Consider the following 25,061-nt stretch of genomic DNA (forward strand, 5'->3'; position numbering starts at 1 on the left):
GCTACCACTCCTCGATCTGGTCGAACGGTTTGGCCGGAGGCAGGTTGTCTGCCTGCGGATCAGCAACGTCCGTTTTCGGCGGAATCGGCTTGTCCGGCGGAGGCGATGCCTTGAGGTGCTGGCGTCGATCCGCGTCGCGCCGCGCCTTGCGCGTGGCCTTCTGTGCGGTGGTCACGATCTCGCGCATCTGCCCGATCATGCGGAACAGCGCCGACTCATCCACCTGTTCGCGTCCCTGCTGCCGCAATTTCGTCAGCGCCTGCCGTTGTTCCCAGAGGGTGACAGCCGGGTGCGACAAGGTACGGTAGGGGATTTCCAGGTAATGCTGCCCCTCCGGTTCCAGCACCCAGATACGGCTGATGTCACGCGGGTCGCGCCGGATCAGGAAAGCGGGCAAGCGGTCGCGTCGTGCGATCCACGGTTTGAGCGCATCGGCGTAGTAGTGAATGTGGTCGATGACAAAGCCGGTGCGAGTCAGAGTACGGCGAATGATGGGCAGGAAATCGACCAAAAAAGCCAAGGCGCGGGTGACGACAGCCGGTACACCGACACGCGCCACGGCTTCTGACCAGCGCGCCGCCGGCGGCTGAAGCAGGCCGTTGTGCACAGAGCCGTGATAGGTGCCCACCGCCAACGTGAGCCAGCGCTCCAGCTCACGCGATGTCAGGGCGGCCTTGTTTTCGGAATCGTAGTCCCCGCGCTGGTCAGGGTTGGAGAAGGTCGTCCCTGGCAATTCATCGTGGATCATCTGCATCGCCGTACCGATGATCCGTTCCACGATGCCGCCGTAGTGCGGCTGCCCTGGCGGACGATAGTCCAACCGGATGCCGTGCTGCTCGCAGCCACGGCGCAGCGCCTCGCTCTTGAACTCGGCCGCGTTGTCCAAGTAGAGCAGCCTGGGCTTGCCGCTCATCGGCCAATCCATTTCTATATTCAGACCCTCCAGCCAGGGACGCTTGTCGCAGGCGACATGCACAAGGCACAGGCCGACCGAAACAGATGACGGCGCTTCCAGCGTGACGACCATGCCGAGCACGCAGCGGGTAAACACGTCGATGGCGATGGTCAGATACGGACGGCCAATCGGTTGCCGGTCGCGCTCGTCCACCACGATCAGGTCGATGACCGTGTGATCAATCTGCACTTGTTCCAGTGGCGCGGTCACGGCGGGAGGCTCACCACCGACACCTTGCAGGCTGCGGGACGCATCCTGACCTTCCCGGCGGCGAGTGGCCTTGAGCGGGTCGAGGCCGGCGATCCGCAGGGCCAAAGTGTTGCGCGCCGGCACCCGTAGCTTTTGCGCTTTGCAAGCCTGCGCGACCTCGCGGTGGAACGCCGCCAGGCTACGCTTCTGCTTGGTCAGGAAGCGCTTTTGCAGCAACTCGCGGATGATGCGCTCAACTGATTCCGGCAAGCGTCCCTTGCCTTTTCCGCCGCCGGACTGGCCGGGAACCAGGTCCGTCACAAACCCAGCACCTTGCCGGGCACGCCGGATCAGGACATACACCTGCCGCCTGGATAGGCCCAGCGCTTGAGCAGCGGCATCGGCGGCTTCATGCCCAACCACTTCAAGCGCTGCCAGCGGCCCGATGATTTCGGTCCGGTGCCGGGCCTGTGCCCATGCCGCATCGGGCAGGGTGGCCACGCCCTGCTCGGCAATTGGTAATGTGTCTGACGCCATGCTCACACCTCGCTTTGGTGCACACGAGTATTGAGCATAGTCGAGATTGGTGCAGATGACTTCTGATATTGCGTGGTCAGGAGCCGACTGCACACCTGGCGTTACGCCCCGTCAATTGGTGCAGTCGTCTTCTGAAAATGACAGCTGGCGTTCCGGGTTCTGGTCGAAGCTGCTGACCCGGACGTAGCCGATGCGGTGCCCCTGCACGATGTCTCCTTGGTTGAAGGCGGCTTAAGTGCTCCTTCTGTTCCGTTGTGCCTCAAACCCCGTTTCTGTCAGGCTGAAATCTATGACCTTCGCAGGCATGTGTCAAAAAATGCGAAAGATGACTCTATTCTGACTAAGCGGCGCGGCCCTGCCTGACATCCAGTTAGGGTATGCCTCAATCTGACGGTAGCGAGTCGCAGGCGTTCGGATCGGCATCGGTTTCGTTCCCTGTCTTGGCACGCGCTTCGAAGCGTTGATAACACTCCAACCCGCAGAAGTGCTCGACGTATTCCGCGCCTTCCGGGGTGAAGGCGGCATCGAGCGGGATTTCCTTGCAGCACACGCAGCAACTGGTGGTGGTCGAGTCACTTGCATTCATGGTGGCACCCCTCCATTGACTGACGAAGACGGCGAATGCCGCCGCCGGCATTGGCTTCGCGAACAGGAAGCCTTGTCCTGTGTCGCAGTCCGCTTGTCGCAATAGATCAAGACTCGCCGATGTTTCCACGCCTTCAGCCACCACATCCATGCCCAGCCCGTGCGCAAGCTGAATCACGGTGTGCACGATGGTTTGGTCGCGGCGGTCGTTGGCGAGCCCGGCGACAAACGATTGGTCGATCTTGAGCGTGCTGATTGGGCAGCACTTCAGATGTTGCAGACAGGAATACCCCGTCCCGAAGTCATCGGCGGCGAAGCGCACACCGATCTGCCGCAAGGCGTCCAGGGCGGGGAAGATCGCCGGATCACCAAACGCGACCGATTCGGTCAGCTCGATTTCGAGATACTCGGCGGGCAACTCGGCATCAGCCAGCACGCCCTTTACCCACCCGTCGAAGTCCGGTCCCACTTGGCTCGCCGAAACATTGACGGCCAGCCGGAACGGTCGCCATGCCAGCATTCGCCAGTCACGCATCTGGCGGCAGGCTTCGCCCAGCACCCAAGCGCCGATTTCAGGCATCAGGCCGGACGATTCGACCACGGGCAGGAACTGGCCCGGTGGCAATAGTCCAAGCGTCGGATGACGCCAGCGCAACAGGGCTTCCGCGCCGACAATCCCACCACTGCGCAGATCGACGACGGGCTGGTAGTGCAGTTCAAGCTGCCCGCGCTCGACCGCTTGGGCCAGTTCCGGCGTCGTCCATCCATCCGGCCGGAAAGCGCTCATTCTCTTTCCCTGAATGCCCGCAACGCCCGCGACAGGGACAGAAGGAACAGGCCGGTCAAACCGAGCGCCGCGATGACCCAATGCTCGCCGAGGAAAGCACCGGCGGTTGTGCCGGCCAGCACGACAGCGAGGATGGGCAGGTGGCAGGGGCAAGTCAGCACAGCCAGTCCGCCCCACAGGTAGCCGGTGATCGGTTTGTGCGTCTCGGACGGCAAGCGCTCGGGGTTGTTCATGGCAGACTCTCCGCGTGCTGTGCCGGCTCGGTCGGCAGGGTGGCCAACTGCACTTCCAGATCGGCCAACGCTTCGCGCCGACGCTCGACGAACTGACGCAGCAGGGCAAGCTGCGCGGCCGCTTCGTCGCCGTCCGCCGCATCCAGCGCCCGGCACAGCCGCGCCAGCGCGTCGAGGCCGATGCCCGCCTCGAAGGCCGCCCGCACGAAGCACAGCCGTTGCAAGGCGGCGTCATCGAACAAGCCGTAGCCGCCTGGTGTGCACGCCACCGGGCGCAGCAATCCGCGCAGCAGGTAGTCGCGCACGATATGCACGCTCACCCCGGCATCAAGAGCCAGCCGGGACACCGTGTAGGCGTTCATTGAACACCTCCTTTTTCTCACCCGGCGCAGCAGGAAAGCTGCTTCACATCCTTGTTGAAGGTCTGCGCCGCGAGCTTCAACCCCTCGACCATCGTCAGGTAGGGGAACAACTGGTCGGCCAGTTCCTGCACCGTCATGCGGTTGCGAATGGCCAGAGCCGCCGTCTGGATCAGTTCACCCGCTTCCGGCGCGACCGCCTGTACGCCGATCAGCCGATGGCTGCCTTCCTCGATAACCAACTTGATGAAGCCGCGTGTGTCGAAGTTGGCGAGCGCACGCGGCACGTTGTCCAAGGTCAAGGTGCGGCTGTCGGTCTCGATCCCGTCGTGGTGGGCTTCCGCCTCGCTGTAGCCCACGGTCGCCACTTGCGGATCGGTGAACACCACGGCCGGCATTGCGGTCAGGTCGAGCGCCGCATCGCCGCCGGTCATGTTGATCGCGGCACGGGTGCCGGCCGCTGCCGCCACATAGACGAACTGCGGCTGGTCGGTGCAGTCGCCGGCCGCGTAGATGTTCGGGTTGCTCGTGCGCATGCCTTGGTCGATGACGATGGCACCTTGCGCATTGACAGTGACCCCCGCTGCGTCCAGCGCGAGGCTGCGCGTGTTCGGTGTCCGACCGGTGGCAACCAGCAGTTTGTCGGCGCGCAATTCACCGTGCGTGGTGGTCAGCACGAATTCACCGTCCATATGGGCGACCTGGCTGGCTTGCGTGTGCTCCAGCACCTCGATGCCCTCGGCACGGAAAGCGGCTGTCACCGCCTCGCCGATGGCCGGGTCTTCACGGAAGAACAAGGTATTGCGCGCCAGGACCGTGACCTTGCTGCCCAGCCGGGCAAAGGCTTGCGCCAGCTCCAGCGCCACCACCGACGAGCCGATTACGGCAAGGCGTTCGGGAATGGTGTCGCTCGCCAGGGCCTCGGTGGAAGTCCAGTAGGGTGACTCTTTCAAGCCCGGAATCGGCGGGACCGCCGGGCTGGCACCCGTGGCGACCAGGCAGCGGTCGAACATCACGACGCGCTCGCCACCCTCGTTCAAACGGACGGTAAGGCTCTGGTCGTCCTTGAAGCGCGCCTCACCGTGCACAACGGTGATGGCCGGATTACCGCCCAGGATGCCTTCGTACTTGGCGTGCCGCAGTTCGTCGACGCGGGCCTGCTGCTGGGCCAGCAGCTTACTGCGGTCAATCGTAGGCACAGTTGCCGCAATACCGCCATCGAACGGGCTTTCCCGGCGCAGATGGGCGATGTGGGCGGCGCGGATCATGATCTTGGACGGCACACAGCCGACATTGACGCAGGTGCCGCCGATGGTGCCGCGCTCGATCAGCGTGACCTGCGCGCCTTGCTCGACGGCCTTCAGCGCCGCCGCCATCGCGGCTCCACCGCTGCCAATGACCGCTACCTGCACCGGGGGCTCGTTGCCACTGTGCTTTTCGGCGGCGGCCATCCATCCCCGCACCTTGTCGAGCAGTCCGACGCGGTTGTCCGCCAGTGGCGCATCGGCTAGCGTTGCCTTGTAGCCCAGTCCGGCCACGGCGGCAGTCAGCGCGTCCGGCGATGTGCCCGGCACGATGGCGAGTTGCGCTGTGCCCTTCGGATAGGACACCAGCGCCGACTGCACGCCTGGCACTTTTTCCAGCGCTTCCTTGACGTGCGCCGCGCACGAGTCGCAAGTCATGCCGGTGATTTTTAGATGGGTCATGCAACAGATCCTTTATCGTTTGTGGCGCCAGACAATGACGTCCGTTGTGCTGCGGTGCCGTTTTCAGTGACTCACTGCTTGACGCTGGACGGATAGCCCGCGTCTGCGGTTGCCTTGGTCAGCTTCTGCACGCTGGTCTTGGCATCGTCGAAGGTGACGACCGCTTGGCGTGTCTCGAAAGTCACGTCAACTTTGCTGACGCCTTCGACCTTGGAAATCGCCTTCTTGACAGTGATCGGGCAGGCGGAGCAGGTCATGCCCGGTACGGACAGCGTGACGGTCTGGGTGGCGGCCCAGACGGGGGCAACAACGGCGGCGAGGGCGAGGGAGGCAAACAGTTTCTTCATGGTGAACTCCGATCAGTAGAAAAATGGCATGACGTAGGGAAATCCGAGCGCGACCAGAACCAGCGCGGCCACGATCCAGAAAATGAGCTTGTAAGTAGCTCGCACTTGGGGAATCGCGCAGACCTCACCCGGTTTGCAGGCCGCTGCCTGCCGGTAGATGCGCCGCCAGGCGAAGAACAACGCCACCAGCGCCACGCCGATAAAGATGGGGCGATAGGGTTCCAACACCGCCAAGTTGCCGATCCAAGCGCCGCTGAACCCCAAGGCGATCAGAACCAACGGCCCGAGGCAGCAAGCCGAGGCGAGGATGGCGGCAAGCCCTCCAGTGAAGAGCGCGCCGCGCCCGGTTTTTGGTTCAGACATGCGCTTGTCCTTTCGAATTGAAATTGGATAGCGTAACCTTACTTCCGTACTCATGTACGGAGTCAAGCGATATGGAAAACAATTTGGAGAACCTGACCATTGGCGTTTTCGCCAAGGCGGCCGGGGTCAATGTGGAGACCATCCGTTTCTATCAGCGCAAGGGCTTGTTGCTGGAGCCTGACAAGCCCTATGGCAGCATCCGCCGCTATGGCGAGGCGAATGTAACGCGGGTGCGCTTCGTGAAATCAGCCCAGCGGCTGGGCTTCAGCCTGGATGAGATCGCCGAGCTGCTGCGGCTGGAGGATGGCACCCATTGCGAGGAAGCCAGCAGTCTGGCCGAGCACAAGCTCAAGGACGTGCGCGAGAAAATGGCTGACCTGGCGCGCATGGAGGCCGTGCTGTCTGAGTTGGTGCGCGCCTGCCATGCGCGAAGGGGGAACGTTTCCTGCCCGCTGATCGCGTCACTACAGGGTGGAGCAAGCTTGGCAGGTTCGGCTATGCCTTAGCGTGCTTTATTTTCCGTTTTCTGAGACGACCCCTTAGAAAGCCTAGTCAAAGAGCTGTCACGAGAACACCGTTAGCTTAGCGTACGATTTTTTCCGAATTCTGCGGTTCCCCCTTCCTCCGCATCTACGAGCTTGCACTGCAGGCCAGCTTCCGCGCAGATTTCACAATAGAACAGCTATCTGCCGAGCTAGGGCTGGTGGTGGACCAACTCTGGCCGAACTTTGAGAAAGCGGTTAGCGAAGCGGGATTGCCGATCGAGCAACTCGGGACCGAGTTGGTGCTTGGTGGATGGTCGTTGAAGAACGGCCGGATGATGGCCACGGCGTATGCGAAGAGTGACAGCCGGCGCCCTTGCGTTGTCCAGCCGATCGGGGGGCAGATGGCGTCGCCGGGCGAACCGCTCCAGGCCGCGACCCCTAGCATGGCCCAGGTGGATCTGCTGGCCCATGCGCGTCTCCAGGTCAGCTACCTCAATGGGCAATTGGGCCGGAAAGTAGCAGGAGGTCGACTGCTAGTTGGGTTTCTGCAGAAGGGGCAAGCCCTGCTCAAGGATCTAGGAGAGATCTAGGTCGCGGGAGTCAAATACGCTAGGGGCTGAAATCGAAGTTCAGGTCTGGCCCTAAGGCAGAAGGCCAAAGCAGACTAAGGTCGTCCGTGGATTTGGGATGTTTATCGAGGGCAGGGTGGATGTCCGCTTCTGGCCGGAAGCGGACATTGGGCGGCGACCGGCCCGGTGATGGCATCCGCCTTCGACCCAAAGCGGGCATCGTTCTCGACACACCTGAGTTGATCCGTACTCCAAAGCCTGTTTCCGCTACCCCTTGTAGTGCTCGACGTAGAGCCCCAAAGCTGCCAACGACGCATACACGGCGGACCCAGCGTTGGTCGCGTACAAGGCAAAGGGAACCGGAGGATCGCAGGGAACTGTTGCGATGAACCACGGAGCTGAGCTCGTCAAGCTCGTCCTAGGTGATGTGAGGAATCCTAGCTCCCTACGCATACCTAGCGCCTCGCGGACGTACGCCTTGTTCCAGCCGCCAGTCTTGCACGAGACCCCAAGAAGTAACTCCGTAAATGCGGGATAGCGACGGGTCTTAATCGGACGATATACACCGACGTCAATCTCGTGACGGTCAGCCGCTTTGACCACCGTCGTGCCTTTCCAGCTATGGCTTAGTGTGGTGACCTGCACTGAAATCCTAATCTCGAGCTTCTCAGTAGACGTAGATCCACTGATGTAATCGTGATCCGGATGGTTTGCTTTGCATGGAGATCCTCCAAACGTCAGGACGCCTGCCATCTTGGGGGTACACGTGAGCTTGTAGCCCGCACTATCGATGATTCGCAGAAGCCTAAGCAGCACCCGAAGTTCGTAAGCCTTTCCTTGCGCGTAGGGAGACCCGCTCGCCTTAGCACGCGAAATGGCTGCTTTCACAGCGTTGAGGATTGCTAACTTACTGATCGTCACAGTCGCGGTCCTCGTGGCGCGTGTTCCTCGCGAGGGTCGTCCGGTGGCAGATATCGAGCGATATAGGCCTCAAGATCTGCCTGCTCGTGATCCGTCAAACGCTGGGGTGATACAGTTGGTAGATGTGACCGGATTGAGCGAACTCGGCGACCTTCTGGTGTCTCAACAGTGTAATGAACGTCCTCCAGTCCGGTGAGACCTTGGACCAGCTTCCCGATCTCACCCAAGGTTTGCGAGAGGGCGTCTTGGGTCGTCACAGGTCTAAAATCGAGAACCGCCGCAAGTGCGGCTGCAGCTTGTGCATTCGTGTCGTCCTCGTAATCAGACATCGCCTGAACAATCGCGGAGCGAAGCGATCTAACAATTTGTGGATCAAGCTCAGACGCAAGGGCTAGCGCCTTCCCTATCTCCCTAATTACCTCTTCACCACCTTGATCTTCTGCCATTCACAACTCCACAGCTGTAGACATTAACGGGCCGCGCGGGATGAACCGCCCGGATTCTCTAAATTCAATTGCCGAAGGTTGCCGTTGGCAATGTTCCTTAAGAGTAAGGCACAGTGCGGTTGGTTCCATAAGCGGATCGCGCTGGCTGTATCCCGAAGTGTGCGATGACGCCGAAGCTGGATAGTGTCGCTGAATTGGACCATCAGGCACTTAGGTCTGAGCCCTGATACAGATTGATGATATGACTCCAAGTCGCGTACGGGCTGCGAAGAGCACCGGCTACTTTGGTCCGCTTCTGACCGAAAGCGGACATTCGTTTAACCAAGGGTGAAGGAAACTTTTAGGGCCAGGATGGACTTCAACTCTCTCGTTCGCTCGCTTCTATCCGATGCGAAGATGCGCCGTAACAAGCCTCTGCGAGACTAGTGCGCGAGCCAGGTCGCTGACATTGCTCCATGGCCTATGACGTGCCCCGCACCCGCTGGTCAAATGGAACCGCCCTCGGCACCATGGGCACGACCATCTAAGGAGTTCTTCATGCTCTACCAAGATAAGTACGTCGCCTTCATCGACATGCTCGGGTTCTCCGCACTTGTCCAAGAGTCGGCAGCCGACATGAGCAAGCTTGATGAAATAGCAGAGGCCATCGACAGACTAAAGAACACAGCGTGCTGCAACCCAGCAACAGGACTTTTGTTCACTTACTTCAGCGACTGCATCGTCATATCAAGCAGCCGCTCTCCTGCTGGCCTTGCCGACATCCTGAGCTGCATCAGAATGTTGGCCGAGAACCTGCTAGTGGTTGATATATTGATACGTGGAGGGCTCACAGTTGGAAGCATTCATCATGATTCTCAGATGATCTTCGGACCGGCGATGCTGGACGCCTATCGCATGGAATGTAAGGAAGCACGCAATCCCATGGTGCTCGTGAGCGAAGAGGTGCGATCGGATGCTCGCGCTGCGGGGTTAAGCAACCTGTTGACGTGGGATGACGAAGAGCCAGACCGCCACTATGTCCACTATCTGATCTCGTACAGCGCTTATGACTCTAATCCAAGGGCGGGCGTCGTGATTCTCGATAGCCAGGCCGCTCTCATCCGGCATTTCATCGCCAAGAGGCTGCTAGGCGCTCCGGGTAAGATCCTGGATAAAGCCGAGTGGATGGAACGATATTGGAACGAGAAGGTGGCGACAGGTGGAATTCTCGGACGTGTTGACAGGGTCGCAGACCTTGTTAGGCCCAATGCGCGACCATTTCGCAGCAGACTCGCCGTTCTAGCACCGCAACCGGGCGCCACTAGTGTGGACTAGCGAATCAGGCAAGCAGCTGCCGATTCCTTGCAAAGATTCAATTCAATTGGCCATACGGAAGCACGTGCAATCCCTGATGGCAGTCGGGACCACCATCTCCCCATTGCCAGCCGCGTCTGAACCAGCGCCCGGAACGCTTCAGCGGAAGGGGCTGGTCCCTTCCGCTGGTGCCTGCCCTGGTTGCACCGGCTATGCGCGGCCACCACGTTCCCGGACACGTCTCTGCCCCCGTCCTGTTGGGCCACCAGGTGCTCGGCGGTGCATTGAAAGGCTCGGGCCTTACTGGCCTTCAGCCCGAGCTCTGAGGGTGCAGTGAGCCACATCGGCAGGCCGCAATAGAAGCAACGGCCCGATTGGGCGTAGAAGGCAGAAGTGCGAAGGGATCTGCGGCGTTTGGCGGTCATGGATGGCTCCGGAATCGAAGGATTCCCGTGCCCCCATTGGGTGGACCTCGGGCACCCGGAGCCTATTGGCTATGCGGGCACAACACCGGCGCTTTATAGCGACTGGCTAAGGCGTTATAGCTCAGCGCTTGAGCCGCTACAAGGCCCAGATGCCGACCAGAACGGGAGGGAGTCACCGACGCCCAGTTAAGGTCAAAGCTTGGTCAGGGGGCGAGCGACGCGCTTGAGCAGGTGGAGCGGGGCGTGGCGCGTCACCCAGGGAAGTCGCGGTGTTGTAGTCCTGCTCAACCCGCTGAACTGTTCGCACGTTCAGGCCCGAGATCTCGTCTAATTGTTCTTGCGACCAATGTCGCGACTGGCGGAACTGGGAAGTGCAGGCGACAAGCTCTGACCGATCAGGTGCGCAGTTGGGAACTCAAGGGCGAGCTGGATGTGGAGCCAGAAATCGAGGGCGTCTTAGATGCGGATCCAGGAATCAAGGGCATCTTTGGGGGAGATCTGGAAATCGCGGGCGTCCTTGTGGGGAAATACGGGCGGACAGCTGTGGGATCTGGGGCGTTTCCGTTGTGGCAGTCACCTGGCTCGAGAAGCTGGGCGTAATGCGACCCTAAGCAGCCGTTCGGCAGCGGTGTGCCAAAAGCAGCCCGCCCCTGACGACCAAGCAATTTCAATGGCTAACAGCCTCAATTCAACTGCCGCCCGACCGAAGCTGGGAATGCTCTGCCCAGTTGCGATGTCGCCTGGGCGCCCGTGTGTGGCCCAGCTGAGTAAAACGTGTTCATCTCAGTCGCCATGTCAGGCCCTTTCCCTGTTAGCGAATACACGACCCAATGCTGAGCGCGGGCAAGGGGAGGGTCTATTGCGGCCTGATTCCAGCGTCACAGCTCTTGAGGCGGACGTTTCGCCCTTTGGACCGAACATCTGCGGGCCGTGCATTCGTCGAATATAGCCTCAAGGTAGCGCGATTTCGGCCGATGAATGCCTTTCAACTTCCAGAAGTACGCACGAATGGGCAAGAAGAGAAAGGTGAATCAGCGGCCAAGTAGTGCCACTTCATGGGGCCACGGTGACAACTCCAGCGCCGCCCCCAAGGTCACTACAAAGGACGATGATTTTGAGAAGGAACTGCGGGACTTTCTAGAACTGATGAAGGGCCTCACGCTAGGTTTGGCAGTGCTTGGTGGAGCGTTCATCGTTATGCACAGCTCCATGCCAACTGCCTTGCGCGTCATCGGCCCGTGGGCATGCGCGGTGCTGGGACTTTCCGCCGGAATGGCCTCTGCCCTGATCTATGCCCGCCACCGATTCAGTGTCAAGGGGCAGCCCTTACTGATCGTCATTGTTCGTGGATTTGGGCTGATCACGCTGCTTCTGGCGATTCTTGGCACCTTCGTCGTGGCTGGCGAGATCAACCGACAAACTTCAGCATCTGGCAAAGCTTTGTTGGCTCCAACTACAATTTGCCCATCCGAGAGCGGAGAAGTAGTTGCTTCACAGAGCATAGCTAGAATCCCAGCGCCCGGTGACTGACCTGCTTCGCCGGCGGCGCTTTTGCTTGCATGTTCCCGGGGCCAGTTCTGTGCATGGACCTTCGACATCCAGTGAACTCAAAACAAGGCACTTCAAGGGCACGTACTGCTCGGCGCCGGAATCGGGATTGCCCATGCCCAACTGCCGTTCCCGGTGAATTCTGAGGACTTCGGCTAGTTAGATGACGCTGGATTTCACGGCAGTCGAAGCATTCCGAGCGGTCGAGGCCCAGAGAGCTACCTCAGCCATCATCACCAAGCCAGAGCCGGAGCCATTGCCACGCGGAGCCCACGAACCGTATCAGGCCAGATACGGCATTTCGCATAATGTATATTATGTTCGCAGCATCTGGGCCAGACTGGCACGGAGCTTGCCTCGACCCTCAGCCCTGCTGTGGCATGGAGCCTGATTGTGCGTGATCGCAACCTAACCGGCCCTTGGGCCGGTTTTTCGTTTAAGGCCGGTCGACTGGTCACACCCGAAGGCCGTGAGCTGGAACCGCAGGATCTGGCTTGGCTCTCTCTGCTGGCAGCACAGGCGCAGGAATGGCGTCGGATGATGGAGATTGCCCGAGGCGGCCAGAAACGGCCGTTCGGGCGTGCCGGTATCGTTGACCTGGCCGAGGTCGCCCATCGTCGCGCAAAGCGGTCTTCGGGGGTGATGGCTGGTCCTGACGCCGATCCTGTGGCGGGTGTCCTGCCAGTACCGGGGCCGAGGCCTCGCCAGCGCGTGTGAGGCGCTTCCGTAGGGGCGCTGCCCCTACACCCCGGCTACAATGCGCTCAGGACGCCTTGGGGGACGTATGGAACGCGAACGACCGGAATACCTGCCGCCTATCGAGCGGCGCCGCTGGTACTTCCCGTGGCTGGTCACAGGGTTTCTGACGGTGATAAGCCTTGCCACCATCGGTGTACTGACGCTTGGACGCACTAACAGTGCATGGAACGAGCGTTTTGAGGGGCTGCGACGCACCGCTGATGCTGTCGAAACAGCGGCCCCTACACAAGCCATGCAGCAGCGTGAGGTCGTAGCAGCACCGGTTGTGACGCCTTCCCGCGCACGTCCCGAGCAGCTGGGCCGTGATATGCGATGCATCAACGGCATGCTGTTCCGTCGCATCGAAGGCGGCTGGGAGAATCTACCGGGCTCGCGCTGCGGCGACCAGCCGACGATGAACGTCCAGTGCTTCGCAGGAAAGCCGTACAGGCAAATGGCCGCTGATGGTGGCTGGGTGCTTTCTCCGAACGATCGCTGCCCGTGATCAGTCACACAAATCAGAAGCTGGCCTGATACGGCGGCGTTTCGGGGAACGTGCCCAGCGGGCGCTTGCCAACTGCAATCAGGGTGCTCCCGTTCGCCGCGGCGGTGGTCGGCTGTGTCTCGCTCGCGCTCGTCACAGGCGACCCCGCCGCAGCCCTTATGCGCTCGGTAGTTGAATCGGACTGTTCGCCGAACGGATCCACGGGCCAAGTGGTCGCGATGATCTCATGGCCTTTCGCTGACAGCAGCACACCAAACTCTGTCCGTTTTACGGACCAGCCCAGCGCCCACAGCTGCTCCGTAGTGAATCTGTCGAGCACCTGCCCTCCCCCCGATGCTCGGAACTCCACGATATCCCGGTGACCGTACCAACCAGCGTGCCGCGCCCTGGCATTGGCCGCCATGTCGAGGACGTACTGCACGCCTGCGGGCATTTTCTCCTTGGACTTCGGGGTGTCCACCACCTTCGTGACCACGGTGGCCGGCTGTGCGCCGGGCGCTTGCGCGATTGCCGGAATCGCGGCTTTCTGCGACTTCACAACCTCTTTCAGCTTGCTTTCCTCGCCGGTTGAGCCACCAGCGAAGAAGAATCGCAGGAACATGACAACGCCGATAACGAGTGCAAGCCCCATCACGATTGAGGGCCCCCGCAGTGTCTTCCACAAGGTGCGGGTGTTGCCCTTGTAGACCTCGTTTGACTCAATGCCCGGCTGCACGCCGTGGTAAAGCTCCCAGATGGCCGGATCGTACTTGCGAACCTCGGTGCCTACCGTCTCGTACTTGCCGGTGCCGGTGGCGGCGTAGAACCTCACCGAATAGCGCTGATCGGAGCCCAGCGCATCGAGCTTGGTATACGTGTTCTTCTTCGCCATGCGGCGAATGATCAGCCGGTGCAGGTCTTTGCAGTCCTGCGAAATGATCACCATGTCGAGGCTAATGTGGCCGTGCTTCGCGAAGAAGTTGGCCGTGCGCTCCGGCAAATTGGCCCGGTTCGTGGGCCAGTACTCATGCGCCTCATCGATCACGACTAGAGCATGCTTCTCGATGTGCGGGAACGAGATAGCGCCGTCGTTGTCCGTGTCGCATACACACCAGTCAACCACCTCCTTGTCGCCCATCACGTGGACAAGATCACGCACTTCTTCCTCAGGCATCCCGAGGTGAGCCGCAATCTTGCCCAGGCTCTCACCTACGCCGTTGAGGCGCACGTACACGTGCCGCTTAGCGCGCAGCGCGGGCAGGATGTGGTGGAGCACTGCCTCGTAGCTCTTGCCGCTGCGCGGCAACCCTTCATGGCCGAAGATCATTTCGTTACGTCCACTGGAATACGGTCAGGAACACCCGCACAAGGCGGAAAATAAGGGCTGCGGTCAGCAGCGCGATTGCCTCTCCGACACGCAGCTGCCCGACTATGAAGGCGGTCCATGGGCCGGCCGCATTGAGCATCGCGCAGAAGCTGATTTGCGTAAGGAAGTCCGGTGCCGGGATCAGGTACACAATCGCCTTCACGAACGACAACACGAGCTCGATGAAGTCCGTTTGCAGGTCCGTCATGAAATCGGAGAAGTCCGCCCACAGCGACGTGATCTGCTCTTTGGCCCATGCGGTGATCGCAGCAATCGGGCTCACGCCTTCGGCATACGCCCATGATGCCGACAGCGCCAACACAAGAAGCGCTGCACCCAACACGATCAGATGTTTCCGATTCATAGCAGTGCCCACCTCAGGGCAACAACGCCCATGCCCGCAAGGAAGACAAATCCGGCGTACTGGAAAAGCTGCAGCAATGGCCCGCTGCACAAGCTGCTCAGATCGAACTTACCGACGTACTGACCGCCGTCCCATGTTGCGGTGGGACAGGAACCGCCTGCGCCGGTGCAATTGCCGAAGAACCCCTTGACCTTGGACAGGATCGGCGCGCCCTCAATGGCGGTCTTGAACTCGGCCAACACCTTCTGCACCGTCTTGCCGGACTTCTTGTAGAGGCGCCCTGTCGTCGGCCCCGCCCCGCCGCCCTCGCCTCCTTCGCCACCATCACCGGGACCGGGGCCCGGGCCGGGACCGGGGCCCGGGCCTTCGCAGCCCGCAGGGTCTTTGCAGTCGCCGTCACCGTCGCCATCACCTGGGCCGGTTCCACCGCCGCCACCACCGCCGTCACCACCGCCGTCGCCGCCGCCATCGCCGCCGCCATCGCCGGGGCCGGTGCCACCTCCGTCGCCCCCGCCCTCGCCCGGGTCGGGCGTAGTAGGGGCGGGATGATCGTCAGTACTGCACGTTTGCCCTGTCGGCTGGAAAAGACGACCAACGGGAGAGCCCGCGTAAAGCGAACCTTCGTAGGCGCAACCGTTGTGGCAGACAGCACCCAAACCATCTGTACCTCCGCCTTTCCACCCCGTTTCTTCCGGGCGTTTGTCGCACGTCTCGTTGCAGGTGTAGGACCAGAGGCCCAAGTACCCCGTCCCAGTTTTAGAGGTAAGTCCCACCAGGCATTGCGTCTTTGAGCCGGGCTGCGGGCCAATATCAACGCACTGCTTTGTCGATTGCGTCGAGTTGAATGACGAACTGTTGCGGCAGTCCCGCATGGCTAGCCCAATGTCGTAAGCAGCAGCCCGAAAGCTGGGGAGATAGAAGCAGAGGGCCAGCAGGACTGCGACAAGAGCGCGCATCACTGGCTTGCCTCATTGAATGCCAGGGCGACGGCGTGCCCGGCCAATCCCCCGATGAATGCGAATACCATGCATACGAGCATCGTCAATCTCCCCTTTCTGGCGCGCCGCAATAGACGCATTCGCCGCCGTCATAGTCGTGACCGGTGTCACCACACACCGCCTCCTCCACCTCGCCTGCCTCATCATCGGCATGCTCATCGGCGTCCTGATCCTCGCGGTCCTCAAAGAACCCGGCGACCTTGTCGACACACCACCGGCCAAACCACGGCAGTGCCATCAGTGTCCCAGCCGCCACGATTGCAGCGACGGCCTGAGCGACAGACAGCCCGAGAAACACCCCACTGAAATCCATCACCTACCCCTAGTAGTCGATGACGGTGCGGCACTCCGTACACCACAGGCTGCCGTCGTCCAACACGATCACGTCATCACCGCCACACTCAGGGCACCAGTCGTCCTGGCATTCATCGGTGTTGAGGTCATCGGGCTGTGTTTGCATAGGAATCGGGGCCGGTTTCCCAGCCCCTCCCCGTCACGATTCGACCGCGATCAGCGGAAGAAGGTCGCGACCTTGTTGGTCGCCCAGCGGGCGAAGCCCGGGGACGCCTTGATGGCACCTGCGCTGATGATTGCGCTGACTGCGCTGGCGGCTGCGAGGCCGGTCAGAATGTCGCCGAAGTCCATTGCACTGCTCCTTGGTTATGCGCGTTGTGCGCGTTGAATGGGGTGGTCAATCCCGCTCTGTACTGACCGACTTCACGACGGCGCCCACGATGTAGCCGAGCACGTTCAGTGCTAGAACCAGCGTGAACACCCCCGAGAACCAACCAGTCGCCACCTCAGGTTCCGGCCACTGGAATAGATCGATGAGAATTGAGGCCTGTGCGTGCTCTGCTGCTGACACAAGCACATACCCACCACACTGCGATGCAGGCTCCCCGGTGGGTACGAGCGTCCCCTCAGCCGTCAGAGACACGCACACGGCCATGACTTAGGCCTGCGCGGTTGAGCGCGGTGCAGCCTTGGGCACCATGCGCAGGACGGTGAACTTGCTCAGCGAGGCTACGCCCTTGTTGACCTGCAACATGGATTCAACATCGAGCTCGTACTCGCCCTCGGGGTAACCCGGCTGGCCCTTGTCCAGGCGCACGTCGAACGGGTAGGCAAAACCACCGGTTTCCAGCTTGGCCTTCTGCTTGCGGGTGGTGTATTCCACGTTCTCGCCAGCGTCGTTCTTGAAGCTGCCGCCGCGTTCGTCAATTTCGTTCTTGAGGACGGTGACCTTGATGCTCATGTGCTGTTACCCCTTTGAGGTTGGCTGTACGGCCGCGATTTCGGGCCAGTGCGCTGCTGTGTCACCTGTGACCCACTTCGGCAGCGATGGCGAAGTGCAGGATTCGATTACCGCCCGCAATGCCTGATCGTCAGGGCAGTTCTTGGCGATGAAATTGAGGGCTGCGCCGTACTGGCGGCGGATGTGGCGCCGAACACTCTTCCACGTCGCTTCAACGGCGGCTTTCGTGATTTCGATGCGCGTGGCAACGCAGCGCAGAAAGGACAGGACCGGATAGGCACCCAGCAGGTAGGAGGCCGGGTCACGCAGAATGTCGAGCGGCAGTTCCTTACGGTTGGAGTTGCGGAACTGCGCCTCATAGCGCACCCACGGCGAACTCTTGTCGCCCTGCTCCCTGCCCTTCTCGTAGACGCGCAGCTGCTTTTCCGACTTCTTACCGCCGACGTAGAACGTCTTGCCGTCACCGCTGTCGTAGTCGTCCACCAGCTGCGCCTTGGGGCGCTGACCACGGTTGTCGAAGTCGCCATTGGCGTACCACTTCTGCGCCATACGCAATGGGTAGTCGCCCACCAGGTCATCAGCGCACACGTCGACACGGGTGATCCTTCCGGCGCAGCTTTCGAGCTTCGCTCGAAGCTCCAGCCACCGCTGCGCATGGCCGCAGCGCGCTGCGCCTATGGCCTTGCATCCATCACCCGTTAGCTCGATACGAGCGGTATACGTGCCATCGGCGCGGCGGCAATCTTCGCCGCCCAATTCGATCATGCCAACGAACTTCTTAGCTGCGTCGATGATCTTGATTCGCCACGTGTAGAAGCGACCGCCGCCCACGGTTTCATCAAGTTCAAGGCCGAGCCCGGCGAAGAACCAGCAGAACACCTGCAGGGCCGCGATGCGGGCGTTGTCCGGGGAGAACTCGATCCACTGGCGGACCTCTTCGAAGCTGTCGCCATCACGGAACGCGAGTTCGTCCAGCGCTGCGCGCAGATCGATGGAAGCGGAGAACCAGTCAATGCCGACCGTCAGGGTTCCCTCGGGGTTCCTGAATTCACTGACTCCCCTGTTAGACGAGGGGAGTCCCGACCCGGCCAGCACCGCGCGATCACCGACCATTGCCCGGCTCCTTCTTGCGCAGCGCAAACACGACAGTCCAATACACGACCGTCACCAGTACGCCGCCGGCAGTAGCAACAACGAGCGGATCGCGGAAGAACTCAGCAATCTCAGCGGCCATTGGAACGATCCTTCCGCAGCTTCCACAGGCGACGAAGCCCCAGCCATGCCTGCTCGATGACGATGGAGACGATGGCCCCGCCGAGAACGAGCGCGAGAAAGACAGCGCATGCTGTGAGGCCCATGTCGAACTCGGCGAGCTCGGCGAATGAGGGATACCTGCTCATGCGGCGCGCTCCTGCTCTTCGGCGTAGCAAGCGGCGCCCAGCAAATCGCCGCGCTTGGTGGCGGCGATTTCGGCCTGATAGAGGGTTTCGTGATCAAGGGTCCAGCCGGTTGCTGCCAGCTCGGCGCGTGCCTGGGCTACGAAGATGGCTTCGCGGGACTGCTGCGAGGCGGTGTAATCACGCCGGTCGAGCAGCCACGAAACGAGCTTTGCGCCGCCGATGGACACGGCCACGATGGCCGCCAGCAGCACGAAGGTAATGAGCGGATCGATCATCCCTGTCCCCTGCCCCAAGCCCCAAGGGGACCCGCCACGGCCTTGGGGTGCCGGTGGCGGGTGTGGTCCATCTGGACCACGCGGAGCATGTAATCTAAAAGGACCACACGTTGTCAACCAAGAGGACACCATGACCGCCGTAGGTGAACTGCTAGATGCCGCCCGCGAACGCACCGGAATCCCGTCTGACAACGCTTTGGCGGCGCGACTGGGAATTCAGAGGCAGCTGCTGTCGAAGGCCCGTGCGGGCGAAAAACCGATCTCTGATGAGCGAATTGCGCAGATTTGCGCCCTGGCGAAGCTCGATGGCCCGACTTGGATCGCCATGATCCATGCCGAGCGCGCCACGACGGCGACCGAACGCGCCCTGTGGCGGCTGATGCTGGACCGAATGGGCGCGGCGGCTGCGGTCGTCGCGCTGGTAGCGCTGTCGATGCCGGGCCTCGCAAACGCAAAAACCACCCAAAATCAGGCGGTTAGCGTCGGTCTACTGGCCCATTCTGTATATTATGTTACACACAACGGGGGACTGCCATGCTTCCTGCCTCAGCCTCGACACCTGCTCAGTCTTGGCGTTTGATTGTGGGTCATCGCAACCTGGCCGGGCCGTGGGCCTGTGTGATCAACCGTAAGGCGTCGTATTTGGGAGTGCTGCTCAGCTGCCCACCCTTGCCGGGATCATCTCGCAGCGGGACGACTGCAGAACGTGCAGCTGGATCTGAAGCCAGCGCCCCTGCAGCTGCTTGGCGCCTACAGCCACCGCCATTCGGTCACCGCTCGGGTCCGGGCGGCGCTGGAGTTCATACTGACCCGGCTGCATCCGACTGTGCGAACAGCTCCATTCGCTCCGCGCCAAACCGATCGCTCAGGAAACAGGGCCGGTCAACCTCGGTGATGACATGTGCAGGCTTGTCACGCAGCTGATACTCACCTGCATCCGCCGCGTTGAACCTGGGATTCGGCGTGACGGCGGTCTTCTCGATGACGTTGAACTCCGGCCAGCCACATTCAGCGGCAATGCTGATCAAAAGCTCGTCGATCAGTGCGGCGTCATTGTCGCTGTTGGTCATCACTACCGCACCCTGCCCTGTATGCGTGTCGCCATACAGCTGAGTCCGGAAGCCATCGGTACCGCCGCAATGGCCGAAGCTGGTTCCGTCCCCCAGCTTTTCAACAAACAATGCCAGTTCGTAGTCGCCCAGTGCGCAGGTGAGGCCGCGCGACCCGGCTTGCCGCGCCATCGACAACAAGCCACGTGTTGGACATGTGTGCAGATTCTCGTGCAGAACCAGTAAGGGACGGGATCGGGTATTAATATCGAAGAATCAAATGACTTTCAGTGATGGGTACCTGCCAGAAGTCACGCAGTAGAGACGGAGGCTGGGCATGGATATTGAGCGCTTCACCGCTCCTCCGGCACGACAGCACGCTTGCTATCAGCTGCGCCGCTCCACGGTACGCAGGCAGCCGTGCCTGGCGTAAGCCCTGAAAGGGCAATGCGCGTTTGTGAGAAAAGTCACGGTTGCCAATCGTGAGGGGAATTAATGTTTGATCCATCGGCATTATATTTAGCCGGAACGGGACTCTGATATTCCCAGCCTGGCAAAATGGCTTGAAGCGGAGGGGCAATGCGCATGGCATCCTGGCGTTTCTCAATCAGACGGGCAGCTTTCACGCTTGCGATGATCGCTGCCGGCATTTCAACCACCCCATCGGCAGTGGCTCGGGAGACCCGGTCGGTCGTGCTGGTCAGGCTTTCGCCCGCGGCCAGCGCAGTCCTCGCCACAGGCCTGCTTAGAGGCAGGCTGAAGCCCATCAACGGCTGTGTTTACTTCGTTGATCAGAATGGCACGGCCTACCTCGCGGCGTGGCCTTATGGCTACTCGCTGGCGCTGGATGGAGGGACGCCGATCGGCATTCAGGGCGCGGGATCAGGACAGGTCCTGAAATTCGGGGTTGCAGCCTCTTTCGGGGGTGGCCACGCGGCTGAACTGCCCCGATCGAGCCTTGCCACCAACATCCCGGCGGGCTGCAGCGGCCCGATGATGACCATGCACTTGATTCGCCAGGCAAAGGAGTCGCCATGATCAACCTGATTCCGAACAACTGCATCCGCCTGCTGACATGGCTGGCGCTCAGTTCAATTGCATTCGGTTCACATGCGCGTGCGGGAGTTGAGAACCCCTCCGCTTATACGTACTCGCGCATTTTCGGCGTGTCTGAGGCCGAGGCCAGGTATCGATCGTTGAAGTCGGTCGCTGCAGCGCCCTTGGAGGCGAGGATCCAAGCAGCGGAACCCGCAACCTTTGGCGGCCTGTATGTAGAACACCAACCAGACTTCAGAATCGTCGTCATGTTCACCAGGAAGCCTGCCGAGACGTTGGCGAAGTACACCCAGGATCCTGTCTTTGTCGCTGGCACGTCCCCCCAATCCCTTGAGATGCTGCTGGCTACCCAGGCCGAGGGCGGCGCCCAGCTCCAGGCAAGAGGTGTCGAGTTCGAGTCGGGGCTTGATGTCAAACGGTCTTTGGTGACCTTCTATGTGAAGGACGAGGTCGCCGCCAGGCGTACGCTACGGCCGCTGCTCGTTGCAGTCGATTTTGTGAAGATCAAGGCGGTCAAAGGGTTCACTGTCACCACAGCGATCCAGGGCGGCAACAGAATCGCCGGGGCTACCATTGCGTGCACCACCGGTTTCAACGTCTTCGACGCAGAGCGTGAGCTTGGCATTCTCACCGCAGGCCATTGTGACAATGCCGCCAGCTATCAGGGTGTCGCAGCGCCTATGGTATTCCAGGCGGAGCAGGACGCGGGCGACTACGATGTCCAGTGGCACAAGGAATCAGCCACCGGGCCACGCCAGCCACAGGCAAATGAGATCACCCTGATCAACGGACCGTCGCCGACCCTCGAGATCACCAGCGTACTCCCCTCGACGGCAATGCATCTGGGCGATGTTGTCTGCAAGAGCGGAATCAGCGGTCATTACGCGTGCGGCACCATCCAGGACATGAACTCAATGTCCAACTACAACGGAGTGATCGGGCGCTACATTCGTGCGCGCAACCTTTCCGCAGGCCCGCTGAGCGTCGAAGGCGACAGCGGAGGACCAGTCTTCTCCAATCACGCAGCCGTTGGCATCATTCATGGCCGCGGGGGGGAAGGGACCGGGTTCGAGAACGACTTGTACTACATGCCCATCGAGCGGGTTTCGGTACTGGGCGTTTCCGTGCTGACAGAGGCGTTTGAAGTTACCGGCATCGCTGATCGTACAGAAAACTATTTCAGGCCATTCTCCGTTCCGGTGACATACAGGGGAGTGCCGAAGTTCCCGATCGAGCTGACGCTCGAGCGTCCCGTATGCCCCAGCGGCCCCTGCGAACCTGCGACGGAGACGCTGTCCGAGAAAACGCCCTCTCCTCTCAACTACACCTGGGTCTGCTTCTATCCAATCGTGCTGTACCCGCCACCGGTCATCCCACCTCCGCCCCTGACCTGGAGGGAACGGGTGACCTTGAAGGATGCCTCTGGAATTGCGGCCGAGCCGGTGGAGTACAACCTGCACTGCAGCGGATGCCCTGATTGCCCATAGCTTGCTTGAGGCGGATGGCGATGGACAGTGAGGCCGTCCGAGGCGGCTGCCCGCCGGCAGCCGCCTCGTTCAGCGCACCGCTTCGTCGATCAGAACTTCACCGGCAGCACCTTCATCGCGCCGTGGGTATCGGCTTCGATGACGATCAGTCCGTTGGAGTCGGTCACCAGGATGTTGTCCGTGGTCTTCCGGTTCTCGCCCGTACCGCTGTTCCCGCAGAAGTACTCGTGCTCAGGCAGTGCAGCGCCCACGGTGGTGTAACGATCCACGGCGTCGCAGCGCGGGTGGCTGTAGCGGAGCCCGGCGCTGAAGATCACGAAATCGGGGCTGGTCGCCTTGGCCCACTCCACCGAATTGCTGCCCTGGCTGGACGCGCCGTGATGTGCTCCGGTCAGCAGATTGGCCTTGAAACTCTTGAGACCGTTCGGCAGCTGCAGCTTGTTCTCGGTCGCCTGGGTCATGTCACCGGTGAAGGTCGTGGTGAAGTCTCCATAGCGCATCGCCACCACCATGCTTCCATCGTTCTTGGTGGTGCCCGCGTTGACGCCCAGGATGTAGCTGGCCACCTGCATGCTGCTACCCCCGTGCTCGGGCTTCCAGCAGCTCAACCCCGGCTCGGGCGTGGCGGATGCGTAGAACCCCGTGTACATGTTGACCTGCGCCGCACTTTTGATCCTCTGCGTCTTGACCCAGTCTTGGAAGGTGCTGTTGTACTGGCTCCAGTCACCGCCCAGATACAACGACGTCACCTTCATGTTGGCAAACACCGGGGCGATGTAGTTGTAGTGGTCCTCGTCGGGATGGCTGATACTGACCGTGATCTCGCTCTTGTCATCGATCAGCGTTTCGACGTAGCCCTTTACCTTGCCCGCGTCCCAGTCCTGGGTGCCGGCGCCCTTGGAGCCGCAGTCCATCACCACCAAGCGGTTACCCGAAGGGCATTGAGCGATCTGGCAGTTTCCAGCACCGATCGGCAGCGTATGCACGACCAGATTGCCAGGATCCACCACGTTGACGACGGGAGCGCCCACCAGTGGTGGTGGCGTGGGTTTGATGCTGCCTGTGCTGCAGGCGGCCAGTAACAGGATCGCGGACAACAGCAGCCCGCGACCGACGAAGTCGATGCGTGTCATGGGATGACCCTCGTTGGGTTGAGACAGGCCGGATGGCTGTCACGAGGGATAAACGCACGATCCATGCCAAGTCATCGGTGTGCCTGCAGCACACCGGTTCGCACCGCGATCGCGTGGTCTACAGGCGCTTGGCCAGGCCCAGTTGGCGCACGCGCCGGCGCAGGGATTCGCGCGGCGTGCGCAGCTGCGAGGCCCAGTGGCCCGGATCGTCAGGGGCCTGCGCGACCGCGCGGCTTATCTCTTCCAGCGGAATGTCATCGGCGCGGCGGATGCTCGGCGATGCGTCCAGCAGCACGTAGAAGGAAGCACGCGAGACGCAGAGATGCTCGGCCGCCTTGCGCACACACCACTGGTGTGCTTCCAGTGCAGCAATCACATCGTCCTCGCGGACCCGCGATGGTGAGCGATAGCGCACTGCCGGCGCCACAGCGGCCACCTGGCCTGCGTTCATCGCAGGCGCAGACAGGGAGACGGGCGCGGGCACGGGAGCCGGCAGCAATGCCTGCATGTCCGGCCATTCCTGTACCTGTGCCGCCAGGCTCAGTCGCCGCAGCACATGTGCCAGCTGGCGGACGTTGCCGGGCCAGTCATACAGGCACAACGCCTGCACCACCGAGCCAGGCAGCTCCACCGGCGCCGCGTCGCTGCCCTGCCAACGTTGCAGCAGCTGCACGATCAGAACACCGATGTCCTGGCGACGCTCGCGCAGTGGCGGCATTGCAATCACGAACGCTTCAAGGCGACGTAGCAACGGCTGGTTGAAGCCTGGCGTGGAGAGATCCCGATCGGTGGCCGCTATCAGGCGCACGTCGGCGCGCTCGTTGCGTGCACTTCCAAGCGGTCGGTATTCGCCGGTTTCCAGCGCCCGCAGCAGCATCGGCTGCACCGCCGCAGGCGTGTCGCCAATCTCATCGAGGAACAACGTTCCGCCGTTGGCTTCGGCGAAATAGCCTTCGCGCGCCACCTGTGCTCCGGTGTAGGCCCCTTTGTTCGCGCCAAACAGATCCGCCGCCGCCAGCGACTCGTTCAAGGCGGCCATGTTCACGCTGACCAGCATCCGGTGCGAACGCGCACTGGCGGCATGGATGGCCTGCGCCACGAGCTCCTTGCCGGTGCCGGTCTCCCCCAGGATCAGGGTCGGCATGTCGGTTGCCGCGACCTGGGCGATCGCTGCACGTACCCGCGTCATCGCCGGGCTCACCCCGACCAGTGCACTGCCGCCCTGCCCGGCGCTGCCGATACCGATATAGCCCAGGCACAGCAGGACACTGCCACCCAATCGAAGTACCACCCCACGGCGAAGCCGCGTCGTGTCGAATGCAATGGGCGTCCCGCGCATGTCTTCGCTGATCGGCACACCGTCGATCTCGACGCGCATCGTCGATGCCGGGGCGCTCAGCAGCACACTGCCGTCGTCGCCTGCACGAAAGCACAGGGATTGCCTCGAAACGCCCTGATGTTCAAGCGCCTCGCCGACGTCACTGGCGGCGGCGAAGAACGCGGGCGCATTCCGGTTCAATTCGGCCGCGCCACGCTCAAGGAGCAAGGCTGCCTGCTCACCAATGCGACGCCGACGCGGATGCCAGAGCACCGTCAATCCGAGCGTTGCCGTGGCCTGTGCCGCCAGCGCCTCGATCGGCGCGGACAACGTGGCTTCCCTGTCAGCTGTGCGTCGCGACACCGGTCCCTGCCCCCATTCCGTGGCCGT

30 protein-coding genes are annotated in these 25,061 nt (G+C 61.5%); 8 read left to right on the top strand and 22 right to left on the bottom strand.

Annotated features, from left to right (window positions below):
• Position 1 precedes the first annotated feature (1 nt).
• The 7 genes from ACZK0Z_RS11845 to merT form a co-directional block, all read right to left on the bottom strand.
• Positions 2-1,645, bottom strand: coding sequence for a transposase (locus ACZK0Z_RS11845; RefSeq protein WP_427916248.1), 1,644 nt, complete (start codon positions 1,643-1,645; stop codon positions 2-4).
• A gap of 418 nt (positions 1,646-2,063) precedes the next feature.
• Positions 2,064-3,053: a DUF3330 domain-containing protein gene (locus ACZK0Z_RS11850; RefSeq protein WP_003132006.1), complete on the bottom strand. Its 990-nt coding sequence runs from the start codon at positions 3,051-3,053 to the stop codon at positions 2,064-2,066.
• The gene (gene merE / locus ACZK0Z_RS11855) at positions 3,050-3,286 is read right to left on the bottom strand and encodes a broad-spectrum mercury transporter MerE (RefSeq protein ID WP_003132004.1); all 237 of its coding nucleotides are present in this window, start codon (positions 3,284-3,286) and stop codon (positions 3,050-3,052) included. The genes ACZK0Z_RS11850 and merE overlap by 4 nt, the downstream gene beginning before the upstream one ends.
• On the bottom strand, positions 3,283-3,648 hold the full coding sequence (gene merD, locus ACZK0Z_RS11860) for a mercury resistance co-regulator MerD (protein ID WP_000995360.1): 366 nt from the start codon (positions 3,646-3,648) through the stop codon (positions 3,283-3,285). Before merD ends, merE begins: the two co-directional genes overlap by 4 nt.
• A gap of 17 nt (positions 3,649-3,665) precedes the next feature.
• The gene (merA, locus tag ACZK0Z_RS11865; RefSeq protein WP_003156770.1) at positions 3,666-5,351 is read right to left on the bottom strand and encodes a mercury(II) reductase; all 1,686 of its coding nucleotides are present in this window, start codon (positions 5,349-5,351) and stop codon (positions 3,666-3,668) included.
• Between the two features lie 71 nt (positions 5,352-5,422).
• On the bottom strand, positions 5,423-5,698 hold the full coding sequence (gene merP, locus ACZK0Z_RS11870; RefSeq protein ID WP_003131987.1) for a mercury resistance system periplasmic binding protein MerP: 276 nt from the start codon (positions 5,696-5,698) through the stop codon (positions 5,423-5,425).
• A gap of 12 nt (positions 5,699-5,710) precedes the next feature.
• The gene (gene merT / locus ACZK0Z_RS11875) at positions 5,711-6,061 is read right to left on the bottom strand and encodes a mercuric ion transporter MerT (protein WP_003131974.1); all 351 of its coding nucleotides are present in this window, start codon (positions 6,059-6,061) and stop codon (positions 5,711-5,713) included.
• Positions 6,062-6,132: 71 nt separating this feature from the next.
• Here merT and merR point away from each other — a divergent pair, with 71 nt between their 5' ends.
• Together merR and ACZK0Z_RS11885 are read left to right on the top strand one after the other, a co-directional pair.
• Positions 6,133-6,567, top strand: coding sequence for an Hg(II)-responsive transcriptional regulator (gene merR, locus ACZK0Z_RS11880; protein ID WP_005413387.1), 435 nt, complete (start codon positions 6,133-6,135; stop codon positions 6,565-6,567).
• Between the two features lie 2,452 nt (positions 6,568-9,019).
• Positions 9,020-9,796: a hypothetical protein gene (locus ACZK0Z_RS11885; RefSeq protein WP_032966761.1), complete on the top strand. Its 777-nt coding sequence runs from the start codon at positions 9,020-9,022 to the stop codon at positions 9,794-9,796.
• On the opposite strand, the gene ACZK0Z_RS11890 is transcribed toward ACZK0Z_RS11885, so the two are convergent.
• On the bottom strand, positions 9,793-10,200 hold the full coding sequence (locus ACZK0Z_RS11890) for an HNH endonuclease (protein WP_349675278.1): 408 nt from the start codon (positions 10,198-10,200) through the stop codon (positions 9,793-9,795). The genes ACZK0Z_RS11885 and ACZK0Z_RS11890 overlap by 4 nt on opposite strands.
• 172 nt (positions 10,201-10,372) lie before the next feature.
• The gene (locus tag ACZK0Z_RS11895) at positions 10,373-10,522 is read right to left on the bottom strand and encodes a hypothetical protein (RefSeq protein ID WP_324615445.1); all 150 of its coding nucleotides are present in this window, start codon (positions 10,520-10,522) and stop codon (positions 10,373-10,375) included.
• A 656-nt stretch (positions 10,523-11,178) separates the two neighbouring features.
• Between ACZK0Z_RS11895 and ACZK0Z_RS11900 the strand changes: the two genes are divergently transcribed.
• From ACZK0Z_RS11900 to ACZK0Z_RS11910, 3 genes are all read left to right on the top strand, one after another.
• Positions 11,179-11,730 (top strand): hypothetical protein, encoded by a 552-nt coding sequence (locus tag ACZK0Z_RS11900; protein ID WP_197650034.1) that lies wholly within the window; start codon positions 11,179-11,181, stop codon positions 11,728-11,730.
• 411 nt (positions 11,731-12,141) lie between these two features.
• Positions 12,142-12,465 carry a DUF3653 domain-containing protein gene (locus ACZK0Z_RS11905; protein WP_080354167.1) on the top strand — a complete coding sequence of 108 codons (324 nt, stop codon included), beginning with the start codon at positions 12,142-12,144 and terminating at the stop codon, positions 12,463-12,465.
• Between the two features lie 67 nt (positions 12,466-12,532).
• On the top strand, positions 12,533-12,991 hold the full coding sequence (locus ACZK0Z_RS11910) for a hypothetical protein (RefSeq protein WP_180874476.1): 459 nt from the start codon (positions 12,533-12,535) through the stop codon (positions 12,989-12,991).
• A gap of 13 nt (positions 12,992-13,004) precedes the next feature.
• Here ACZK0Z_RS11910 and ACZK0Z_RS11915 read toward each other — a convergent pair whose 3' ends face one another.
• From ACZK0Z_RS11915 to ACZK0Z_RS11960, 10 genes are all read right to left on the bottom strand, one after another.
• The gene (locus ACZK0Z_RS11915; RefSeq protein WP_180874477.1) at positions 13,005-14,297 is read right to left on the bottom strand and encodes a zonular occludens toxin domain-containing protein; all 1,293 of its coding nucleotides are present in this window, start codon (positions 14,295-14,297) and stop codon (positions 13,005-13,007) included.
• 4 nt (positions 14,298-14,301) lie between these two features.
• Positions 14,302-14,700: a hypothetical protein gene (locus ACZK0Z_RS11920; protein ID WP_180874478.1), complete on the bottom strand. Its 399-nt coding sequence runs from the start codon at positions 14,698-14,700 to the stop codon at positions 14,302-14,304.
• Positions 14,697-14,951, bottom strand: coding sequence for a hypothetical protein (locus tag ACZK0Z_RS11925; protein ID WP_049396922.1), 255 nt, complete (start codon positions 14,949-14,951; stop codon positions 14,697-14,699). Before ACZK0Z_RS11925 ends, ACZK0Z_RS11920 begins: the two co-directional genes overlap by 4 nt.
• A gap of 790 nt (positions 14,952-15,741) precedes the next feature.
• Positions 15,742-16,011, bottom strand: a complete 270-nt coding sequence (locus ACZK0Z_RS11930) for a hypothetical protein (RefSeq protein WP_180874480.1) — start codon at positions 16,009-16,011, stop codon at positions 15,742-15,744.
• A 197-nt stretch (positions 16,012-16,208) separates the two neighbouring features.
• Positions 16,209-16,343 carry a hypothetical protein gene (locus tag ACZK0Z_RS11935; protein ID WP_049396927.1) on the bottom strand — a complete coding sequence of 45 codons (135 nt, stop codon included), beginning with the start codon at positions 16,341-16,343 and terminating at the stop codon, positions 16,209-16,211.
• 307 nt (positions 16,344-16,650) lie between these two features.
• Positions 16,651-16,953 carry a single-stranded DNA-binding protein gene (locus tag ACZK0Z_RS11940; protein WP_180874481.1) on the bottom strand — a complete coding sequence of 101 codons (303 nt, stop codon included), beginning with the start codon at positions 16,951-16,953 and terminating at the stop codon, positions 16,651-16,653.
• A 6-nt stretch (positions 16,954-16,959) separates the two neighbouring features.
• Complete coding sequence (locus tag ACZK0Z_RS11945; RefSeq protein ID WP_180874482.1) at positions 16,960-18,066, bottom strand: replication initiation factor domain-containing protein; 1,107 nt, start codon at positions 18,064-18,066, stop codon at positions 16,960-16,962.
• On the bottom strand, positions 18,056-18,187 hold the full coding sequence (locus ACZK0Z_RS11950; protein ID WP_258016710.1) for a hypothetical protein: 132 nt from the start codon (positions 18,185-18,187) through the stop codon (positions 18,056-18,058). Before ACZK0Z_RS11950 ends, ACZK0Z_RS11945 begins: the two co-directional genes overlap by 11 nt.
• Positions 18,177-18,353 (bottom strand): hypothetical protein, encoded by a 177-nt coding sequence (locus ACZK0Z_RS11955; protein WP_176425417.1) that lies wholly within the window; start codon positions 18,351-18,353, stop codon positions 18,177-18,179. The genes ACZK0Z_RS11950 and ACZK0Z_RS11955 overlap by 11 nt, the downstream gene beginning before the upstream one ends.
• Positions 18,350-18,628, bottom strand: a complete 279-nt coding sequence (locus ACZK0Z_RS11960; RefSeq protein ID WP_180874483.1) for a hypothetical protein — start codon at positions 18,626-18,628, stop codon at positions 18,350-18,352. Before ACZK0Z_RS11960 ends, ACZK0Z_RS11955 begins: the two co-directional genes overlap by 4 nt.
• A 130-nt stretch (positions 18,629-18,758) precedes the next feature.
• Here ACZK0Z_RS11960 and ACZK0Z_RS11965 point away from each other — a divergent pair, with 130 nt between their 5' ends.
• A complete protein-coding gene (locus ACZK0Z_RS11965) occupies positions 18,759-19,208 on the top strand; it encodes a DUF3693 domain-containing protein (protein WP_414489342.1) in 450 nt (149 codons plus the stop codon).
• Between the two features lie 220 nt (positions 19,209-19,428).
• Here ACZK0Z_RS11965 and ACZK0Z_RS11970 read toward each other — a convergent pair whose 3' ends face one another.
• Entirely contained in the window at positions 19,429-19,869 is a 441-nt protein-coding gene (locus ACZK0Z_RS11970) for a hypothetical protein (protein WP_197631988.1), read from the bottom strand.
• A 393-nt stretch (positions 19,870-20,262) separates the two neighbouring features.
• On the opposite strand from ACZK0Z_RS11970, the gene ACZK0Z_RS11975 reads away from it, so the two are divergent.
• The gene (locus ACZK0Z_RS11975) at positions 20,263-20,715 is read left to right on the top strand and encodes a hypothetical protein (RefSeq protein WP_152906575.1); all 453 of its coding nucleotides are present in this window, start codon (positions 20,263-20,265) and stop codon (positions 20,713-20,715) included.
• Entirely contained in the window at positions 20,712-22,220 is a 1,509-nt protein-coding gene (locus ACZK0Z_RS11980) for a S1 family peptidase (RefSeq protein WP_414489341.1), read from the top strand. The genes ACZK0Z_RS11975 and ACZK0Z_RS11980 overlap by 4 nt, the downstream gene beginning before the upstream one ends.
• 89 nt (positions 22,221-22,309) lie before the next feature.
• Here ACZK0Z_RS11980 and ACZK0Z_RS11985 read toward each other — a convergent pair whose 3' ends face one another.
• Positions 22,310-23,353, bottom strand: a complete 1,044-nt coding sequence (locus ACZK0Z_RS11985; RefSeq protein WP_049429272.1) for a ComEC/Rec2 family competence protein — start codon at positions 23,351-23,353, stop codon at positions 22,310-22,312.
• A 118-nt stretch (positions 23,354-23,471) separates the two neighbouring features.
• The gene (locus tag ACZK0Z_RS11990) at positions 23,472-25,001 is read right to left on the bottom strand and encodes a sigma 54-interacting transcriptional regulator (RefSeq protein WP_197631990.1); all 1,530 of its coding nucleotides are present in this window, start codon (positions 24,999-25,001) and stop codon (positions 23,472-23,474) included.
• Positions 25,002-25,061: the final 60 nt, after the last annotated feature.

It is taken from the genome of Stenotrophomonas sp. 116085_Sma, assembly GCF_056479585.1.

What these genes read in the sequence shown, in the direction of transcription:
- ACZK0Z_RS11850 (WP_003132006.1), bottom strand. Translation starts at nt 3,053, where the DNA reads ATGAGCGCTTTCCGGCCGGATGGATGGACGACGCCGGAACTGGCCCAA.
- merE (WP_003132004.1), bottom strand. Translation starts at nt 3,286, where the DNA reads ATGAACAACCCCGAGCGCTTGCCGTCCGAGACGCACAAACCGATCACC.
- merD (WP_000995360.1), bottom strand. Translation starts at nt 3,648, where the DNA reads ATGAACGCCTACACGGTGTCCCGGCTGGCTCTTGATGCCGGGGTGAGC.
- merA (WP_003156770.1), bottom strand. Translation starts at nt 5,351, where the DNA reads ATGACCCATCTAAAAATCACCGGCATGACTTGCGACTCGTGCGCGGCG.
- merP (WP_003131987.1), bottom strand. Translation starts at nt 5,698, where the DNA reads ATGAAGAAACTGTTTGCCTCCCTCGCCCTCGCCGCCGTTGTTGCCCCC.
- merT (WP_003131974.1), bottom strand. Translation starts at nt 6,061, where the DNA reads ATGTCTGAACCAAAAACCGGGCGCGGCGCGCTCTTCACTGGAGGGCTT.
- merR (WP_005413387.1), top strand. Translation starts at nt 6,133, where the DNA reads ATGGAAAACAATTTGGAGAACCTGACCATTGGCGTTTTCGCCAAGGCG.
- ACZK0Z_RS11885 (WP_032966761.1), top strand. Translation starts at nt 9,020, where the DNA reads ATGCTCTACCAAGATAAGTACGTCGCCTTCATCGACATGCTCGGGTTC.
- ACZK0Z_RS11890 (WP_349675278.1), bottom strand. Translation starts at nt 10,200, where the DNA reads ATGACCGCCAAACGCCGCAGATCCCTTCGCACTTCTGCCTTCTACGCC.
- ACZK0Z_RS11900 (WP_197650034.1), top strand. Translation starts at nt 11,179, where the DNA reads ATGCCTTTCAACTTCCAGAAGTACGCACGAATGGGCAAGAAGAGAAAG.
- ACZK0Z_RS11910 (WP_180874476.1), top strand. Translation starts at nt 12,533, where the DNA reads ATGGAACGCGAACGACCGGAATACCTGCCGCCTATCGAGCGGCGCCGC.
- ACZK0Z_RS11915 (WP_180874477.1), bottom strand. Translation starts at nt 14,297, where the DNA reads ATGATCTTCGGCCATGAAGGGTTGCCGCGCAGCGGCAAGAGCTACGAG.
- ACZK0Z_RS11920 (WP_180874478.1), bottom strand. Translation starts at nt 14,700, where the DNA reads ATGAATCGGAAACATCTGATCGTGTTGGGTGCAGCGCTTCTTGTGTTG.
- ACZK0Z_RS11930 (WP_180874480.1), bottom strand. Translation starts at nt 16,011, where the DNA reads ATGGATTTCAGTGGGGTGTTTCTCGGGCTGTCTGTCGCTCAGGCCGTC.
- ACZK0Z_RS11935 (WP_049396927.1), bottom strand. Translation starts at nt 16,343, where the DNA reads ATGGACTTCGGCGACATTCTGACCGGCCTCGCAGCCGCCAGCGCAGTC.
- ACZK0Z_RS11940 (WP_180874481.1), bottom strand. Translation starts at nt 16,953, where the DNA reads ATGAGCATCAAGGTCACCGTCCTCAAGAACGAAATTGACGAACGCGGC.
- ACZK0Z_RS11945 (WP_180874482.1), bottom strand. Translation starts at nt 18,066, where the DNA reads ATGGTCGGTGATCGCGCGGTGCTGGCCGGGTCGGGACTCCCCTCGTCT.
- ACZK0Z_RS11950 (WP_258016710.1), bottom strand. Translation starts at nt 18,187, where the DNA reads ATGGCCGCTGAGATTGCTGAGTTCTTCCGCGATCCGCTCGTTGTTGCT.
- ACZK0Z_RS11955 (WP_176425417.1), bottom strand. Translation starts at nt 18,353, where the DNA reads ATGAGCAGGTATCCCTCATTCGCCGAGCTCGCCGAGTTCGACATGGGC.
- ACZK0Z_RS11960 (WP_180874483.1), bottom strand. Translation starts at nt 18,628, where the DNA reads ATGATCGATCCGCTCATTACCTTCGTGCTGCTGGCGGCCATCGTGGCC.
- ACZK0Z_RS11965 (WP_414489342.1), top strand. Translation starts at nt 18,759, where the DNA reads ATGACCGCCGTAGGTGAACTGCTAGATGCCGCCCGCGAACGCACCGGA.
- ACZK0Z_RS11970 (WP_197631988.1), bottom strand. Translation starts at nt 19,869, where the DNA reads ATGGCGCGGCAAGCCGGGTCGCGCGGCCTCACCTGCGCACTGGGCGAC.
- ACZK0Z_RS11975 (WP_152906575.1), top strand. Translation starts at nt 20,263, where the DNA reads ATGGCATCCTGGCGTTTCTCAATCAGACGGGCAGCTTTCACGCTTGCG.
- ACZK0Z_RS11980 (WP_414489341.1), top strand. Translation starts at nt 20,712, where the DNA reads ATGATCAACCTGATTCCGAACAACTGCATCCGCCTGCTGACATGGCTG.
- ACZK0Z_RS11985 (WP_049429272.1), bottom strand. Translation starts at nt 23,353, where the DNA reads ATGACACGCATCGACTTCGTCGGTCGCGGGCTGCTGTTGTCCGCGATC.